A 14,432-nucleotide genomic window follows, 5' to 3' on the forward strand; every position below is an offset into this window, starting at 1 on the left:
GATAAAACTTTTTGCGTCGCGCGGGACTCACAACTTGGAGCGATCACGCCGGCAGAGCGTGGCGCAAAACCGGATTAGTACCAGGAGATTGAGATGACTGAAGCACACCTGACTGACGTTGCGACCCTGCGCAGCCGCGCCCGCCAAAACGTCGAAAACGGCGCCGTGACCGAAGGCTACGATGCCGACCGCGAAGAGATCATTCGCCTGCTCAACGAATCGCTGGCCACCGAACTGGTCTGCGTGTTGCGCTACAAGCGCCACTACTTCATGGCCAGCGGCCTGAAAGCCAGCATCGCCGCCGACGAGTTCCTCGAACACGCGACCCAGGAAGCCGAGCATGCCGACAAACTGGCCGAGCGCATCGTCCAACTGGGCGGCGAGCCGGAGTTCAACCCCGACCTGCTGTCGAAGAACTCCCACGCCCAGTACGTTGCCGGCAGCAACTTGAAGGAGATGGTCTACGAAGACCTGGTGGCCGAGCGCATTGCGGTGGACAGCTACCGTGAAATTATCCAGTACATCGGTGACAAAGATCCGACCACCCGCCGCATCTTCGAAGACATCCTGGCCCAGGAAGAAGAACACGCCGATGACATGGCGGATATTCTCCAAGGCCTGTAAATAGCAACACTGCAAAACCAATGTGGGAGGGGGCTTGCCCCCGATAGCAGTGGGTCAGTCAGCGATGATGTTGACTGACCCACCGCCATCGGGGGCAAGCCCCCTCCCACATTTGGATCTCTTTCCACAGTTGGATTGGCCGTTAGCCTTTTACCGTTTTCGGCGCCTTGCCTTCCTTCATCTGTTGCAGCAACGGCGCGCATTCGTTCGGCTCGCCGCCGCTGGGGGCAACCAACGCCAGCAAGCCAGCCGCGGGGCCGGCGATCACGCCCAGCGCGACCATACCAGCGCCACGCAGTGCCAGAGGGATGGCTTTCACACCCGCATTCGGCTTGATGAACGGCCCGTTGACGTACAACGGCGAACGCAGGGAGAACAGGCGGAAGCCCTTGGATTCCGGCGTGATCGTCAGGTCCAGTTGTTCGCTGGCCATATTCGCCGTGCCATCGATGTAGATGATGGCGTTCTCGGTATCAAACACAAACAGGCGCGTGGTCGCCAGGCCGGTCTTGATGCCGAAGTCGGCCGCCGCGCAGTTGATCTTCACTTCCTTGTCGCCAAACAGGCGTCCCACCACGTAGTTGCCGACGTTGAGCCCGGCGATTTCCATCAGGCTGCGGCTGATGGCGCCATCGTTGATGAGCATTTTCAGGTCGCCGTTGGACGTGCCCAGCAGCGCTGCCACCGAGTTGCCGCGCCCGGCAATATCCGCGTCGCCGTTGAGTTCACCAAAGCTGGTTTTCATCGGTTCGAAGGTCGGGAACAGCTGCTTGAGCTTGAAGTTGCGCGCGGTGAGCTTGGCGCGGCCTTCCATCGGCACGGTGCGGCCGTTCAGGCGGATCTGCGCGTCGAGCTTGCCGCCGGCCACGCCAAAGCGCAGGGGCTCCAGGCTCAGCTCGCCGTCGTTGAGCACCAGGTGGGTGTAGAGGTCGGTAAAGGGCAAGTCGGCGCTGTGCACGATGCGTTTGCCGGTGAACTCCACATCGGCGTCCATGACCCGCCAGCGCTCGGTGCGGAACTCTTCCACCGGCAGCACTTTGGTCGCCGGCTGCTTGCTGTCGCCGCCACGGGCTTTTTGCTTGGCATTGGAGTCGGCGCCGATCAGGGGTGCCAGGTCGGTCATCAGCAATTGATTGGAGACCAGCGCACCGCTGAGCTTGGGCCGGGGTTGGCTGGCCACATAGCTGAGGCTGCCGTGGATATCGCTGTTGCCGATCTTGCCGTTGAAGTTCTCGTAGGTGAACGAGGCGCCGCTGGCTTCATGCAGTTTGGCGATCAGGTGGCCGTCGGTGGAATACGCCGGCGAGTCTGGCAGGGTCACGCCGGTCAGCGGGTAGAGGTTGCCCAGGCTGCTGCCCGCGAGCTTCAGGCGCAGGTCCAGGGCACCGAGGTTGAGCGGGTCGGTCAAGGTGCCGGCGAGGGCGATGCTGGTGTCGGCAATCTTCACCTGAGCTTGCAGTGGGAACGGTTTGGCCGCGTCCTGCAGAGCGAGCAGGCCGCCGATCTTGCCGCTGCCGTCGAGTTTCTGGCCGTGGTATTGGCCTTTGACCTTGAGTCCGAAGGCGTAGTCCTGGGGTGCGGAGCCTTTTTCCAGAGCCTTCTTGGCATCGGCGTCGCCGACGATCTCGCCAAACGGGATGGGTTTGCCCAGCGGGTCGATGATCACATCCAGTTGGGTCTTGAGGGTTTGGTCATCGAGGGTCACGTGGCCTTTGTCGAAGCCGATGGCACCGATATCCACCACCCAGTTGGACGGTTCGGCGTTGGGGTCCTTGGGATCGAACTTGAAAGTCCAGTTGGCGCGGCCGTCAGCCAGGCGCTGCAACTCGGCGCTGGGCTCGGTGAGGTCGATACGCGGGATCACCACGCGCTGAACCAGCAGCGCCAGCGGCGAAATGCGCAACTCGACCTTCTTGAGCGTGACCATCTGCGGTTTTTTCGACCAGTCCGGGTTGCCCAGGGTCAGGTCTTCGGCAATCACATGGGGCCACGGCACCCAGGCCCGCCAGCCACCCTCATCGGGCTCACGCGCCCACACCACGGCGAGGTTGCCATTGATGGCAAACGGGCGATGCAATTCTTCGGAAACCTTGGCATTGAGCGGCGGTTTGATGCGGTTCCAGTCGAAGAACACCAGAACCAGCACCAGTATGGCGAGTAGCAGAACGAAGCTGGCGCAGCTCCAAACCACGATTTTACGAGTGCGCGTCATTGCACAGGACTCCTGAATACGACTGAGGGTGCGCCCTGCGGTGCACCTTTTGACTACAGCTTATAAGGCTACGACTGGCAAATGGCTTAGGGGTTTAGCCGAAGTACGAATAAACCGGGAAAAAAGGCGATTTTTCCTACAGCGCAAGTGCATCGAACAATCAACAATGCACCGGTGTTACCCACAGACGGGTCGAAAATACCCACCATGGTGCAAAACCGCGTGCTTGAGAGGCCCGTTCTAGAGCCTCTCGGACGAACAATCAATTCTGTTGATTATTACCATTGTGTTTATGAACTTTTATATCGACTTATCGAGAGTAGCATTAGCCCTGTACCCACTTTATCGCCCTCCCAAGGAGCAACCCATCATGAAACGCCAAGTACTCGCTACCGTCCTGTTATCCGTCCTGGCTTCCAGCGCCTTTGCCCTGCCAGCCGCCGAACAGGTAACCCCACAGAACAAAGCTCAAGCCGTTGAGTCGAGCCAGACCCTGGCCCGCAGCGGTTCGCAAGAAGAAGAAAACCGTGACTACGCCAAAGGCGCCGTCGCTGAAAACGGCCGCAACCGTCTGGAAGAAAAAGGCCTGGTTGAGGGCGGTGCTGAACAAGCCAACAAACGCGCCTACACCGAAGGTGTTGCTGAAGGTGGCCGTGATCGCCTGGAACAGAAAGGTCTGGTTGAAGGCGGTTCCGACAACGCCAACGAACGCGCTTACACCGAAGGCGTTGCTGAAGGCGGTTCCGACCGTCTGCAAGAACCGCATCAAGCACAGAGCTAAGCCTGTGGTGGCCGAGAAAAAAGCCCGATCTGTCGATCGGGCTTTTGCTTTTATGTAAATCGCCTTACGCCCCCGCTGCGCCAAGTTCGACGTCAACGAAGCTGTTTTGCTAGAGTGCATCGCTGTACTTGTCGACAAAGCCCGCCTGCCAATGCTGCCCCGCGCCGAACAGAAGCAACAGACCCGCCTCGCCTTGATGGACGCAGCCCGCCATCTGATGGAGTGTGGCCGTGGGTTTGGCAGCCTGAGCCTGCGCGAAGTGGCCAAGACGGCCGGCATTGTGCCTACCGGTTTCTATCGTCATTTTGACGACATGGACCAGCTTGGCCTGGTACTGGTGAGCGAAGTGGGCCAGACCTTTCGCGCCACGATCCGCCTGGTACGCCACAACGAATTCGTGATGGGCGGCATCATCGATGCTTCCGTGCGGATTTTTCTCGACGTGGTGTCGGCCAATCGTTCGCAATTCCTGTTCCTGGCCCGTGAGCAATACGGTGGCTGCCTGGCCGTGCGCCAGGCCATCGGCGCGCTGCGTGAAGACATCACCCGCGACCTGGCCGCCGACCTCACACTGATGCCCAAGCTGCAACACCTGGATGGCGAAGGCTTGCACGTGATGGCCGACCTGATCGTCAAAAGTGTGTTCGCCACCCTCCCCGACATCATCGACCCGCCCGCCCAGGCCTTGCCTGCCCACCTCACGCCCCAGGCGAAAATCACCCAGCAACTGCGCTTTATCTTTATCGGCCTCAAGCACTGGCAAGGGCTGGGCAGCACCGAGTAAGCCGGTCAGCCCGCCGTGTGAAAGCGCTTGGCGGAGGTGTAGTTCCTTTTCCAGTAGCTGTCGCTCAGCGAGTCGATACGCACGCGTTTGCCGGTGCTGGGCGAGTGAATGAATTGCCCCTTGCCGATATACAGGCCCACATGGCTGACATCGCTGCGCCCATTGCCCTTGAAGAACACCGCATCGCCCGGCTTCAGCGCCTCTCGCTGGACGGTCGTGGCGCCCGAGCGGTGCATCTGCATCGAAGTGCGCGGCAAACGTATGTTGGCTTCGGTCTTGAACAGGTACACCAGCAGGCTGCTGCAATCGAACCCCTGCTCGACCGTGGTGCCGCCGCCTTTATACGGCGTGCCGAGCAACGCATGGGCGCGGCGGATCACCTTGTTGATCGAGGGCTGAACAGTGGCCTCGACGCCGGGGCGTGATTGAAGATTGGCCGAGGCAGAGGCAATGGCGAAAACCGGACTGAAAATGACCCAACAACACAATGACTTGAACATGCTCAACGTCGCCATGAACTAAAAAGGGCAGACAGGCTAATGAACCGATCATCGGCGCGTTTAAAGCCTTTGCTTACAGGGCTGTAGGAAAAGCCCGAAACGCCCAGCGCAGGTGCGCCAGGCTACGGCGCGCACCTTTTTGGATCACGCACACACCCGCCCTGCGCCCTGTTTAGTGGCATTCGCGCGGTTACCTACAGGCAATTCCTACCCTCAGTCGGGGTTGGCAAGCCCCTTGCTCTAGGTCTTTCATCGCTCATAGCTGGAAGATTTCTGATGCTGGTGATCCACCGCCGAATCGCCCCCCAAGCCCTCTGGGCTGCCGAGTTGCTGCTGAATTTCGAAGCGCGCAGCAAAAGCCGCCTGCGCTGTTTCAGTGCCGACGGTGAAGACGTCGGCCTTTTCCTGGAGCGTGGCCAGCCGCCGCTGCATGACGGCGAATTCCTGCAGGCCGAAGACGGACGCGTCGTACGCGTTTGCGCGCGGCCTGAACAGCTGTTGCATGTCACCTGCAGCAGCGCCTTCGAACTGACCCGCGCCGCCTATCACCTCGGTAACCGCCATGTGGCGTTGCAAGTTGGGGATGGCTGGTTGCGCCTGCTCGATGACTACGTGCTCAAGGCCATGCTCGAGCAGTTGGGCGCCCACACCGAGACGCTTGAAGCGCCATTCCAGCCGGAACATGGCGCCTACGGCGGCGGCCACCATCATTCGCGCCATGGCGACGAAGACTTCAATTACCCGCCCAAGCTGCACCAGTTCGGCGTGCGTCTATGAACCCAGCCTGGGCGTTGCTGCGTCTGGCCAGCCCGCAATTGCCGATTGGCGGCTACAGCTATTCCCAAGGGCTGGAAATGGCCGTGGAAAACGGCCGCGTGAAGGATGCCGACAGTGCACGACGCTGGATCAGCGACCAATTGCTGCTCAACCTGGCGCGCTTTGAAGCGCCGCTGTTGCTCGCCCATTGCCGCGCCGCAGCCGAGCAGGACTGGCCGCGCCTGACCCAACTGTGCGAAGAGCACCGCGCCAGCCGCGAAACCCGCGAGCTGTACCAGGAAAGCCGGCAAATGGGCTACTCCCTGCAGCAACTGCTCAACGGTTTGCCGGAACTTGACGCCGCCGCACGCAGCTTTCTTGAACACCTCGCCGAGCCGCACCTGGCCCTGGGCTGGGCGCTGGCCGCCCGCGCCTGGAGCATCAGCCCCGACGACGCCCTCGCCGCCTGGCTCTGGAGCTGGCTGGAAAACCAATTGGCCGTGCTGATGAAAACCCTGCCCCTGGGCCAGCAAGCCGCGCAACGCCTGACCAGCGAGCTGTTGCCCCTGTTGCAACAAGCCCAGCAGGACGCCGAACGCATCGACCCCAACCATTTCGGCAGCGCCGCCTTTGGCCTGTCCCTGGCGTGCATGGCCCATGAGCGCCAGTACAGCCGCCTGTTCCGTTCCTAGGAGAAGCACCATGAACACACAACCTCTGCGCGTCGGCATCGGCGGCCCGGTGGGCTCCGGCAAAACCGCCCTGACCCTGGCCCTGTGCCTCGCACTGCGCGATCGCTACAACCTGGCGGTGGTGACCAACGATATCTACACCCGTGAAGACGCCGACTTCCTGGTGCGCAACCAGGCCCTGGCGCCCGAGCGCATCATCGGCGTGGAAACCGGCGGCTGCCCGCACACGGCAATCCGCGAAGACGCCTCGATCAACCTCGAAGCCGTCGACCAGCTTAACCGCCGCTTTCCCGGCCTGGACCTGATCCTGGTGGAGTCCGGCGGTGACAACCTTTCGGCCACCTTCAGCCCGGAGCTGTCGGACCTGACCATCTACGTGATCGACGTGTCGGCCGGCGACAAGCTGCCGCGCAAGGGCGGGCCGGGCATCTGCAAATCCGACCTGCTGGTGATCAACAAGATCGACCTCGCGCCGCTGGTCGGCGCCTCGCTGGAGCTGATGAACAGCGACACCCAGCGCATGCGCAACGGCAAACCCTTTGTGTTCAGCAACCAGAAAACCGGTGTCGGCCTGGATGACATCGTCGCCTTTATCGAACGCCAAGGCCTGCTGACCGCCGCCTGATCAACCCTTAAGGAACCTGTCCATGAGTCTCAAGAAACTCTTCGCCGCTGCCGCCCTGCTGCTCACGCCCGCCCTGGCCTTCGCCCACCCGGGCCATGGCGACAACGGCCTGTTTGCCGGGATCAGCCATCCCCTGAGCGGGCTCGACCACTTGCTGGCCATGGTCGCGGTCGGCTTGTGGGCCGCACAACAAAAAGGCGCGGCACGCTGGGCGCTGCCGTGCACCTTCGTCGGCACCATGTTGCTTGGCGGCGTGCTGGGGTTTGAAGGCCTGCAATTGCCGGCGCTGGAAAGCGGGATTGCTGCCTCGGTGCTGGCCCTGGGCCTGGCCGTAGCATTGGCGGTACGGCCGCCATTGTTTATGGCGGTGGGTGCCACGGCGCTGTTTGCGCTGTTCCACGGTGTGGCACACGGGCTTGAGCTGCCGGACATGTCCAGCCCTTGGGCGTATGCCGCAGGCTTTGTCGGCGCGACCGCTGTGCTGCACGCGGCCGGGTATGCCGTGGTGCGCTTTCTGCCGGCTGCGGCGGCGCCGTTGGTGCGGATTGCCGGGGCGGCTTCGGCGGCGACTGGGGTTTGGTTGCTGGCGGGCTGATTTGCGGGGCTGCTGAGGGCCTAATCGGGGGCAAGCCCCCTCCCACATTTTGATTTGTGAATACATTCAAAGGTGGGAGGGGGCTTGCCCCCGATAGCTTTGGCACAGACACCACACAACCCAAGCCTGCTACCATGCGCGCCTACACCCCTGCCGTGACGACGCCAGCCAATGCCCAGCGCTTTCCAACCCTCTTTGAATCCCGTGCTCACCCACTTCCATGAACTGATCGTGCCGCTCTGGCAAGGCCCGGGCTGGAATGCCGAGTTGGCGCTGCCCTACGAGGCGCTGGACGCCGATCACCAGCCGCTGCCCCCGCAACGCTACCGCGCCATGGCCTGCGCCCGACAGTTGTACCTGTTTGCCAGCCTGATCGGCGAGCCCGGTGCCGCCTTTGCTGAAGAGCGCGCGGCCGCGCTGTTCCGCTCCCTGCAACGGCATTTCCATGATGCCGAACACGGCGGCTGGTTCTACAGCATCGACCCCGCCGGGCAGCCGCTGGACAAGCGCAAAGACCTCTACACCCACGCCTTCATCATCTTCGCCTGCGCCCATTACTGGGCCAAGGTGCGCGAGCCGCTGGTGGAATCGGTGCTCGATGCCGCACTGGAAGTGGTCGCCCAACGTTTCGCCACCGGCGACGGCCTGTACGAAGCGGTGCTGGAGCGCAACTGGTCATCGCTCAAGTCCGGCCCGCTGCAAAACCCGTTGATGCACCTGGCTGAGGGTTTCCTCGCCACGCTCGCCGTGCGTGAAGACGCCGTCACCCAGGACGCCCTGCTGGACCTCGTCCACGCCATGCAAAAGCGCTTCATCGACCGCCAACACGGCGTGATGATGGAAAAACCGCTGGGCGCTGTGGATAACTGGTTTGAGCCGGGGCACCAGTTCGAATGGTGCTTTTTGCTCGAATCCTCGCCCGTGCTGCGTGGTACGCCGTTGCATGCGTCACTGACGCGCGCGTTTGCCTACGCCGAGCAAATGGGTGTGGATAAGTTGAGCGGTGCGGTCAGTGGCATGTTGGCGCTGGACGGCACGGTGCGCGACGGCACACAGCGCATCTGGGCGCAGGCTGAATACCTGCGGGCGCTGACGTTGCGACCGGGCAGTGAGGCGGTATTGCAGCGCCAGTTGCTGGCGCTGCAAGCGCATTTTCTGCATGAGAAAGGCTGGCATGAGTGCCTGGATGCCAAGGGTGCCGTGAGCCGACGGGATATGCCTTCTACTACCCCTTATCATTTGGCGACTTGCTATCAGGGGCTGGTCAAGTATCTGGGGTGAGGTTGAGGGCCTCATCGGGGGCAAGCCCCCGATAGCCTCGCCTCGGTCTAAAGACCGATCACGCAACCCACTTGCGATCCCCGGTAAAACTGATCGTCAACCAGCGCGCCGCATCCGGCGTGCCGAGCCCTGTGGATATCTCCTCGCGCAACGCATCCAGCGTCGCCACCTTATCCACGGGGTAATCCGCCGGCAGCACCACATGAATCTCGATAAACCGCGCCCGCCCGTGCTTTTGCACGTAGGACACGTAGTCGTCGAAACCATGCCGGGCCTGGGCTGCGTCCATCACTTCACGCACCTTGTCGTCCAAGTGGTCCGGGGCAATCCCCAGCACCTCGCGCAACGCCGGGCGCAGGATCTTGAACGCCGGCGCCAGCATGCTCAGGGCCAGCAGGATCAAGATCAACGGGTCGACATACACCGCCCACTCGCCATAGCCCTGGGACGTGAGCAACAGCGCGGCAAGAAAGCTGATCAGCAAGCCCACCGAGAGCATCGCGTCCACCAGCCAACTGATGTTGTCGAACTGGATCAGTGAGGATTTCAACGTGCGATTGCGATAACGCACATAGAAGAAATAGGCGAATTCCACCACGGTAAACACCGCCGCATAGATGATCACCAGGCCCAACTCGATCTCGCGCCCGCCATTGATAATGCCGAACACGCCGTTAAGGAATGCGTAAATAGCGATCAGCAGCAGGAAGCTGCCTTCGATCAACAGCACCATCGGCTCCAGGTGCCAGTAGCCAAACTGGAAGCGCTGGTTGCTTTTCTTCGCGATCAGCTTGGCCGTGATCAGCATCAACACCTTGATGGCGGTGGCGATCAGCGAGAAAAAGCCGTCGAACAAAATGGATTGGGCGCCGGATACCACACCCGTGACAATCCCGGCGATCGCGACTGCGAACATCAGGATGGTCGATTGTTTGAGCAGTGCCTGCTCACCTCGGTTACTCACATTTCCTCCCGTTAAAACCTTAAAACCGCACAGTGCGGAGGGGTTTTCAGGAAGGGAGTGTACCTTATGGCCTGTTTTGGCTGATTTGACCTCATCGGGGCGGTGCGACGATTCGACAAGCCCCCTCCCACATTGACCGCATTTCAAAGTTGGAACTCGATCGAATGTGGGAGGGGGCTTGCCCCCGATGGCAGCGACTCGGTCTTAAGCCTTACTTGGCCCCACGCTCAATCGCAAACCCGGCCCAGGTCTGGCTCACCGGCATCAACTCCAACCGGTTGATGTTCACATGTGCCGGCGTATTCATCACCCAGAAAATCGTGTCGGCAATGTCCTGCGGCTGAATCGGCTCGGCACCGGCATAGGTCGCGTCATAACGCGCCTGATCACCACCAAAGCGCACCAGCGAGAACTCGCTCTCACACAGGCCTGGCTCGATGTTGGTGACGCGCACGCCGGTACCCTGCAGGTCGCAACGCAGGTTCAGCGAGAACTGCTTCACGAACGCCTTGGAGCCGCCATACACGTGGCTGCCCGGGTACGGGTAGCTGCCGGCGATGGAACCCAGGTTGATGATGCCGGCGCCGCGACCGTGGGCGATCAGGCGTGGCAGCAGCAGGCTGGTGGTGGTCAGCAGGCCCTTGATGTTGGTGTCGACCATGGTTTCCCAATCGTCGAGGCTGCACTTGGGCGCAGGGTCGGTGCCCACGGCCAGGCCGGCGTTGTTGATCAGGCCACGCAGCTTGGCGAACGACGGCGGCAGGTTGGAGATGGCGTCTTCCATGCCCTTGCGGTCACGCACGTCCACGACCAGGCCGTGCACTTCGGTCTGCTTGGACAGCTCTTCGACCAGCGCATTCAGGCGGTCGGCGCGACGGCCGGTGAGCACCAGTTTCCAGCCGGCTTCGGCAAAACGACGGGCGCAGGCTTCGCCGAAACCTGAGGTTGCGCCAGTAATAAACAGCGTGTCGGACATGGTGTTCTCCTTGCGGGCATCGGGAAAAAAATCAGCCAGCAGAATGCCCTTACGCCGCGGTGGCGGCAACCGCTATGCGCACAACATCACGCACGGCTGATCAGTTTTTAACCATGTCAGGCAAAGCCTTATAAACCGTGGCCTGCAGCCATATACACGCAGGTTATCCACAACTGCGCCCACAGTCTTTGGGGGCAAGTACAATAGCGCTTAGGCCGCTACGCACAAGGCCTGCAGGCAGTTTTAGAAAGTTTTTTGCTTGACCTTGGCCAGGGCGTATGTAGCCCCACGCGCAGCAGGAAAATCCGAGCGATGGCTCCAGGCCAGTCATTCCGGCCTCTGCGGAAGTCTTTCCAGAGTTTAGTCACAGACTTATCCACAGGCTGACGGGACATATTCCGGTCATATACCTGTGTCTTTAAACAGGTTGACAAACCCCTTGGGTGGCCGCGAAAAACCCGCTGATCAAAAAACAACCGCCACGCTACAAGCCACGTAATCAAAGGCCTACAGCCAGCTACACCCACGTTACCCACAGCCGGTTCCACAGCGGATGGGGACAAGTCAAAACTGTGACAAAACAGGGATTTGCGGCGGCTATATGTCGCGCTTTGGAGGGTGGCTGGATTTGTTTTCCACAATTTGCCGGGGAGCTTGTGGACAGCACAAAACCAAATGTGGGAGGGGGCTTGCCCCCGATAGCGGTGGATCAGTCAAAACATCTGAAACTGACACACCGCTATCGGGAGCAAGCCCCCTCCCACAGGGGTAACGCGTAGTTAATGGCCGCCAAGGTAGGCGTTACGCACTTCCTCATTCACCAGCAATTCCTTACCGGTGCCGGTCAGGCGAATCTCGCCGTTGACCATCACATACGCCCGGTCCGACAAGCGCAGCGCGTGGTTGGCGTTCTGCTCGACCAGGAAGATGGTCATCCCGGTGGCCGCCAGCTCGCGCAGGGTGGCGAAGATCTGCTTCACCACAATCGGCGCCAGGCCCAGGCTCGGCTCGTCCAGCAGCAACAGCTTGGGCCGGCTCATCAGCGCGCGGGCGATGGCGAGCATTTGCTGCTCGCCGCCGGACATGGTCATGGCGCGCTGGGTGCGCCGCTCCTTGAGCCGTGGGAACAGCTCGAACATGCGCTGCATGTCTTCCTGGGCGAACTTGTCGCCAATCGGGATGGTGCCCATCAGCAGGTTTTCCTCGACGGTCATGTCGGGGAACACCCGCCGCCCTTCCGGCGACTGCGCAATGCCGTTGGAGGCGATGTAGTGGGATGACTTGTGGGTAATGTCGACGCCGTTGTACAGAATCTGCCCCGACTCGGCCCGCGGCTGGCCGAAGATCGACATCAGCAACGTGGATTTACCCGCGCCGTTGGAGCCGATCAGGCTCACGGTTTCGCCTTCGTTGATGTGCAGCGAGACTTTTTTCAGGGCCTGGATCGGGCCGTAATACACGTCCAGGTCTTTCATTTCGAGGATAGGTGCACTCATACCAGCTCCTCCTCGTCGGCGCCCAGGTAGGCGGCAATCACTTTCGGGTCGTTGCGGATCGCCTCCGGCCCGCCTTCGGCGATCACGTTGCCGTGATCCAGCACCACGATGTGGTCGGAAATACTCATCACCATGCCCATGTCGTGTTCGATCAGCACCACCGTGAGGTCGTGTTCGTCGCGCAGCAGGCGAATCATCGCGCTGAGGGCTTCGGTTTCCTGCGGGTTGAGGCCCGCCGCCGGTTCGTCCAGGCAGATGATCTGCGGCCGCGTGCACATGGCGCGGGCGATTTCCAGACGGCGCTGCTGGCCGTAGGAAAGCTCGCCGGCCAGGCGGTTGGCGCAGTCCACCAAATCGACGACTTCCAGCCAGTAGAACGCGTGGTCGAGCGCGTCGCTTTCAGCCTTGCGGTAGCCCTTGGTATTGAGGATGCCCGCGAGCATGTTGCGGTTGACCCACATGTGCTGGGCCACCAGCAGGTTTTCCAGCACCGACATTTCCTTGAACAGGCGAATGTTCTGGAAGGTCCGCGCCAAACCGGCACGGTTCACCAGATGGGTGCCGCCGAACATTTTGTAGTACACGCGGCTGCAAAAGCTTTTGGGCGAGACAAAGTCGGTGGCCTTGAAGCGCTCGCCGAGCAGTTGGATCACGTTGGTCTGCTTGCCACGAATGTTGAGTTCGATCTTGCCGCCGCTGGCTTTGTAGAAGCCGGTGAGGCAGTTGAACACCGTAGTCTTGCCCGCGCCGTTGGGGCCGATCAGGGCGAAGATCGAGTTGCGTTCGACCTTGAGGCTCACATCGCTCAAGGCCTTGATGCCACCGAAGTGCATCATCAGGTGTTCCACGGAGAGAACGACTTCCTTGCTCATGGCGCTACCCCCTTACGTGGCGTCACACCGGTTCGGCTGATCCGGATCAGGCCGCGTGGCCGCCAGATCATCATCACCACCATCAACACGCCAAACAGCAGCACGCGGTATTCGGAGAAGCTGCGCAGCAGTTCCGGCGCGACGGTCAGTACGAACGCCGCAATCACCACGCCCACTGTCGAGCCCATGCCGCCCAGCACCACGATCGCCAGGATCAGCGCCGACTCGAAGAAGGTAAACGACGACGGGTTCACAAAACCCTGGTAGCTGGCAAAAAACACCCCGGCCAGCCCGGCCGTGGACGCACCGATGGTGAACGCCGAAAGCTTGACCAACACGTGGTTCAGGCCCATGGACCGGCAGGCGATTTCATCTTCGCGCAAGGCTTCCCAGGCGCGGCCAACCGGCATGCGGGTCAGGCGGTGCTTGATGTACAGCACGGCCAGCACCACCAGGAACAGCACGATGTAGATAAACAGGAATTTGATATTGGGGTTGTAGTCGATGCCGAAGAATTCATGGAAGGGAATCCCGCCATCCTTCGCACGTCTGCCGAACTCCAGGCCGAGGAAGGTCGGCGAAGGCACCGGCATGCCATTTGGACCACCGGTAAACGACAGCCAGTTATTCAGCACCAGGCGGATGATTTCACCGAAGCCCAGGGTCACGATGGCCAAATAGTCACCGTGCATTCGTAGCACCGGGAACCCGAGTATGCACCCCGCTAACGCCGCCGCGATGGCCGCCAGTGGCAGCACGGTCCAGAAGCCCAGGCCGAGGTATTGATAACCCAGCGCCAGGCCATAGGCACCGATGGCGTAGAACGCCACGTAACCCAGGTCGAGCAGGCCGGCCAGGCCGACCACGATGTTCAGGCCCAGGCCGAGCAACACGTAGATCAGCCCGAGGATCACCACGGTCAGCAGGTACTTGTTGGCGAAGATCGGGAACACGATGGCGATAACGATCAGCGCGGGGATGATCCAGCGCAGCCGCGACTTGTAGTCCGGCGCCAGCACGTGCACGCCGGAGCCACTGCTTTCGAAGCCCTGCAGAATCTTCACGCCCTTGGGGGTTTGCAGGAACAGGCTCATGGCGAAGCGGCCGACCATTACGATGGCCACCAGCAGGCCCACGCGGGCCGGTTCCAGGTTGAAGCTGTAGCCGTCGAGGACCACGCCGACGATCGGACCGAACACGATCAACGAAATCAGCCCGGCAAGGATCGTATCGACCACACTTTTCTTGATATCGATAGGTTTGGCAGCAGACAT

At 61.2% G+C, this 14,432-nt stretch carries 15 protein-coding genes; 8 read left to right on the top strand and 7 right to left on the bottom strand.

Annotation, left to right across the window (positions count from 1 at the left end):
• Positions 1-93: 93 nt before the first annotated feature.
• Complete coding sequence (locus AC0IYH_RS19640; RefSeq protein WP_116627300.1) at positions 94-624, top strand: ferritin-like domain-containing protein; 531 nt, start codon at positions 94-96, stop codon at positions 622-624.
• A gap of 142 nt (positions 625-766) precedes the next feature.
• Here the strand turns inward: AC0IYH_RS19640 and AC0IYH_RS19645 are convergent, their stop codons facing one another.
• Entirely contained in the window at positions 767-2,836 is a 2,070-nt protein-coding gene (locus AC0IYH_RS19645) for an AsmA family protein (protein WP_471835825.1), read from the bottom strand.
• Between the two features lie 370 nt (positions 2,837-3,206).
• On the opposite strand from AC0IYH_RS19645, the gene AC0IYH_RS19650 reads away from it, so the two are divergent.
• Complete coding sequence (locus AC0IYH_RS19650) at positions 3,207-3,617, top strand: hypothetical protein (protein ID WP_471835827.1); 411 nt, start codon at positions 3,207-3,209, stop codon at positions 3,615-3,617.
• A 151-nt stretch (positions 3,618-3,768) separates the two neighbouring features.
• Positions 3,769-4,401: a TetR family transcriptional regulator gene (locus AC0IYH_RS19655; protein WP_116627303.1), complete on the top strand. Its 633-nt coding sequence runs from the start codon at positions 3,769-3,771 to the stop codon at positions 4,399-4,401.
• 5 nt (positions 4,402-4,406) lie between these two features.
• Here the strand turns inward: AC0IYH_RS19655 and AC0IYH_RS19660 are convergent, their stop codons facing one another.
• Positions 4,407-4,901 (bottom strand): C40 family peptidase, encoded by a 495-nt coding sequence (locus AC0IYH_RS19660; protein ID WP_122774781.1) that lies wholly within the window; start codon positions 4,899-4,901, stop codon positions 4,407-4,409.
• 276 nt (positions 4,902-5,177) lie between these two features.
• Between AC0IYH_RS19660 and ureE the strand changes: the two genes are divergently transcribed.
• From ureE to AC0IYH_RS19685, 5 genes are all read left to right on the top strand, one after another.
• Positions 5,178-5,678: an urease accessory protein UreE gene (ureE, locus tag AC0IYH_RS19665; RefSeq protein WP_116627305.1), complete on the top strand. Its 501-nt coding sequence runs from the start codon at positions 5,178-5,180 to the stop codon at positions 5,676-5,678.
• The gene (locus tag AC0IYH_RS19670) at positions 5,675-6,349 is read left to right on the top strand and encodes an urease accessory protein UreF (RefSeq protein ID WP_116627306.1); all 675 of its coding nucleotides are present in this window, start codon (positions 5,675-5,677) and stop codon (positions 6,347-6,349) included. Before ureE ends, AC0IYH_RS19670 begins: the two co-directional genes overlap by 4 nt.
• 10 nt (positions 6,350-6,359) lie before the next feature.
• Entirely contained in the window at positions 6,360-6,974 is a 615-nt protein-coding gene (gene ureG / locus AC0IYH_RS19675; protein WP_003188109.1) for an urease accessory protein UreG, read from the top strand.
• A gap of 22 nt (positions 6,975-6,996) precedes the next feature.
• On the top strand, positions 6,997-7,569 hold the full coding sequence (locus tag AC0IYH_RS19680) for a HupE/UreJ family protein (RefSeq protein WP_122774782.1): 573 nt from the start codon (positions 6,997-6,999) through the stop codon (positions 7,567-7,569).
• Positions 7,570-7,740: 171 nt separating this feature from the next.
• Positions 7,741-8,850, top strand: coding sequence for an AGE family epimerase/isomerase (locus tag AC0IYH_RS19685; RefSeq protein ID WP_471835830.1), 1,110 nt, complete (start codon positions 7,741-7,743; stop codon positions 8,848-8,850).
• A gap of 58 nt (positions 8,851-8,908) precedes the next feature.
• Here the strand turns inward: AC0IYH_RS19685 and AC0IYH_RS19690 are convergent, their stop codons facing one another.
• The 5 genes from AC0IYH_RS19690 to livM form a co-directional block, all read right to left on the bottom strand.
• Positions 8,909-9,814 carry a cation diffusion facilitator family transporter gene (locus tag AC0IYH_RS19690; RefSeq protein WP_471835832.1) on the bottom strand — a complete coding sequence of 302 codons (906 nt, stop codon included), beginning with the start codon at positions 9,812-9,814 and terminating at the stop codon, positions 8,909-8,911.
• Positions 9,815-10,025: 211 nt separating this feature from the next.
• The gene (locus AC0IYH_RS19695) at positions 10,026-10,790 is read right to left on the bottom strand and encodes an SDR family oxidoreductase (protein ID WP_471835833.1); all 765 of its coding nucleotides are present in this window, start codon (positions 10,788-10,790) and stop codon (positions 10,026-10,028) included.
• 779 nt (positions 10,791-11,569) lie between these two features.
• Positions 11,570-12,286, bottom strand: a complete 717-nt coding sequence (locus tag AC0IYH_RS19700; RefSeq protein ID WP_116627311.1) for an ABC transporter ATP-binding protein — start codon at positions 12,284-12,286, stop codon at positions 11,570-11,572.
• Complete coding sequence (locus tag AC0IYH_RS19705) at positions 12,283-13,158, bottom strand: ATP-binding cassette domain-containing protein (RefSeq protein WP_116627312.1); 876 nt, start codon at positions 13,156-13,158, stop codon at positions 12,283-12,285. Before AC0IYH_RS19705 ends, AC0IYH_RS19700 begins: the two co-directional genes overlap by 4 nt.
• Positions 13,155-14,432: a high-affinity branched-chain amino acid ABC transporter permease LivM gene (gene livM, locus AC0IYH_RS19710; RefSeq protein WP_116627313.1), complete on the bottom strand. Its 1,278-nt coding sequence runs from the start codon at positions 14,430-14,432 to the stop codon at positions 13,155-13,157. Before livM ends, AC0IYH_RS19705 begins: the two co-directional genes overlap by 4 nt.

It is taken from the genome of Pseudomonas sp. AC463, assembly GCF_979253585.1.

Excerpts from the sequence above, each read along its gene's own strand:
- AC0IYH_RS19640 (WP_116627300.1), top strand. The coding sequence starts at position 94 with ATGACTGAAGCACACCTGACTGACGTTGCGACCCTGCGCAGCCGCGCC.
- AC0IYH_RS19645 (WP_471835825.1), bottom strand. The coding sequence starts at position 2,836 with ATGACGCGCACTCGTAAAATCGTGGTTTGGAGCTGCGCCAGCTTCGTT.
- AC0IYH_RS19650 (WP_471835827.1), top strand. The coding sequence starts at position 3,207 with ATGAAACGCCAAGTACTCGCTACCGTCCTGTTATCCGTCCTGGCTTCC.
- AC0IYH_RS19655 (WP_116627303.1), top strand. The coding sequence starts at position 3,769 with ATGCTGCCCCGCGCCGAACAGAAGCAACAGACCCGCCTCGCCTTGATG.
- AC0IYH_RS19660 (WP_122774781.1), bottom strand. The coding sequence starts at position 4,901 with ATGTTCAAGTCATTGTGTTGTTGGGTCATTTTCAGTCCGGTTTTCGCC.
- ureE (WP_116627305.1), top strand. The coding sequence starts at position 5,178 with ATGCTGGTGATCCACCGCCGAATCGCCCCCCAAGCCCTCTGGGCTGCC.
- AC0IYH_RS19670 (WP_116627306.1), top strand. The coding sequence starts at position 5,675 with ATGAACCCAGCCTGGGCGTTGCTGCGTCTGGCCAGCCCGCAATTGCCG.
- ureG (WP_003188109.1), top strand. The coding sequence starts at position 6,360 with ATGAACACACAACCTCTGCGCGTCGGCATCGGCGGCCCGGTGGGCTCC.
- AC0IYH_RS19680 (WP_122774782.1), top strand. The coding sequence starts at position 6,997 with ATGAGTCTCAAGAAACTCTTCGCCGCTGCCGCCCTGCTGCTCACGCCC.
- AC0IYH_RS19685 (WP_471835830.1), top strand. The coding sequence starts at position 7,741 with ATGCCCAGCGCTTTCCAACCCTCTTTGAATCCCGTGCTCACCCACTTC.
- AC0IYH_RS19695 (WP_471835833.1), bottom strand. The coding sequence starts at position 10,790 with ATGTCCGACACGCTGTTTATTACTGGCGCAACCTCAGGTTTCGGCGAA.
- AC0IYH_RS19700 (WP_116627311.1), bottom strand. The coding sequence starts at position 12,286 with ATGAGTGCACCTATCCTCGAAATGAAAGACCTGGACGTGTATTACGGC.
- AC0IYH_RS19705 (WP_116627312.1), bottom strand. The coding sequence starts at position 13,158 with ATGAGCAAGGAAGTCGTTCTCTCCGTGGAACACCTGATGATGCACTTC.
- livM (WP_116627313.1), bottom strand. The coding sequence starts at position 14,432 with ATGTCTGCTGCCAAACCTATCGATATCAAGAAAAGTGTGGTCGATACG.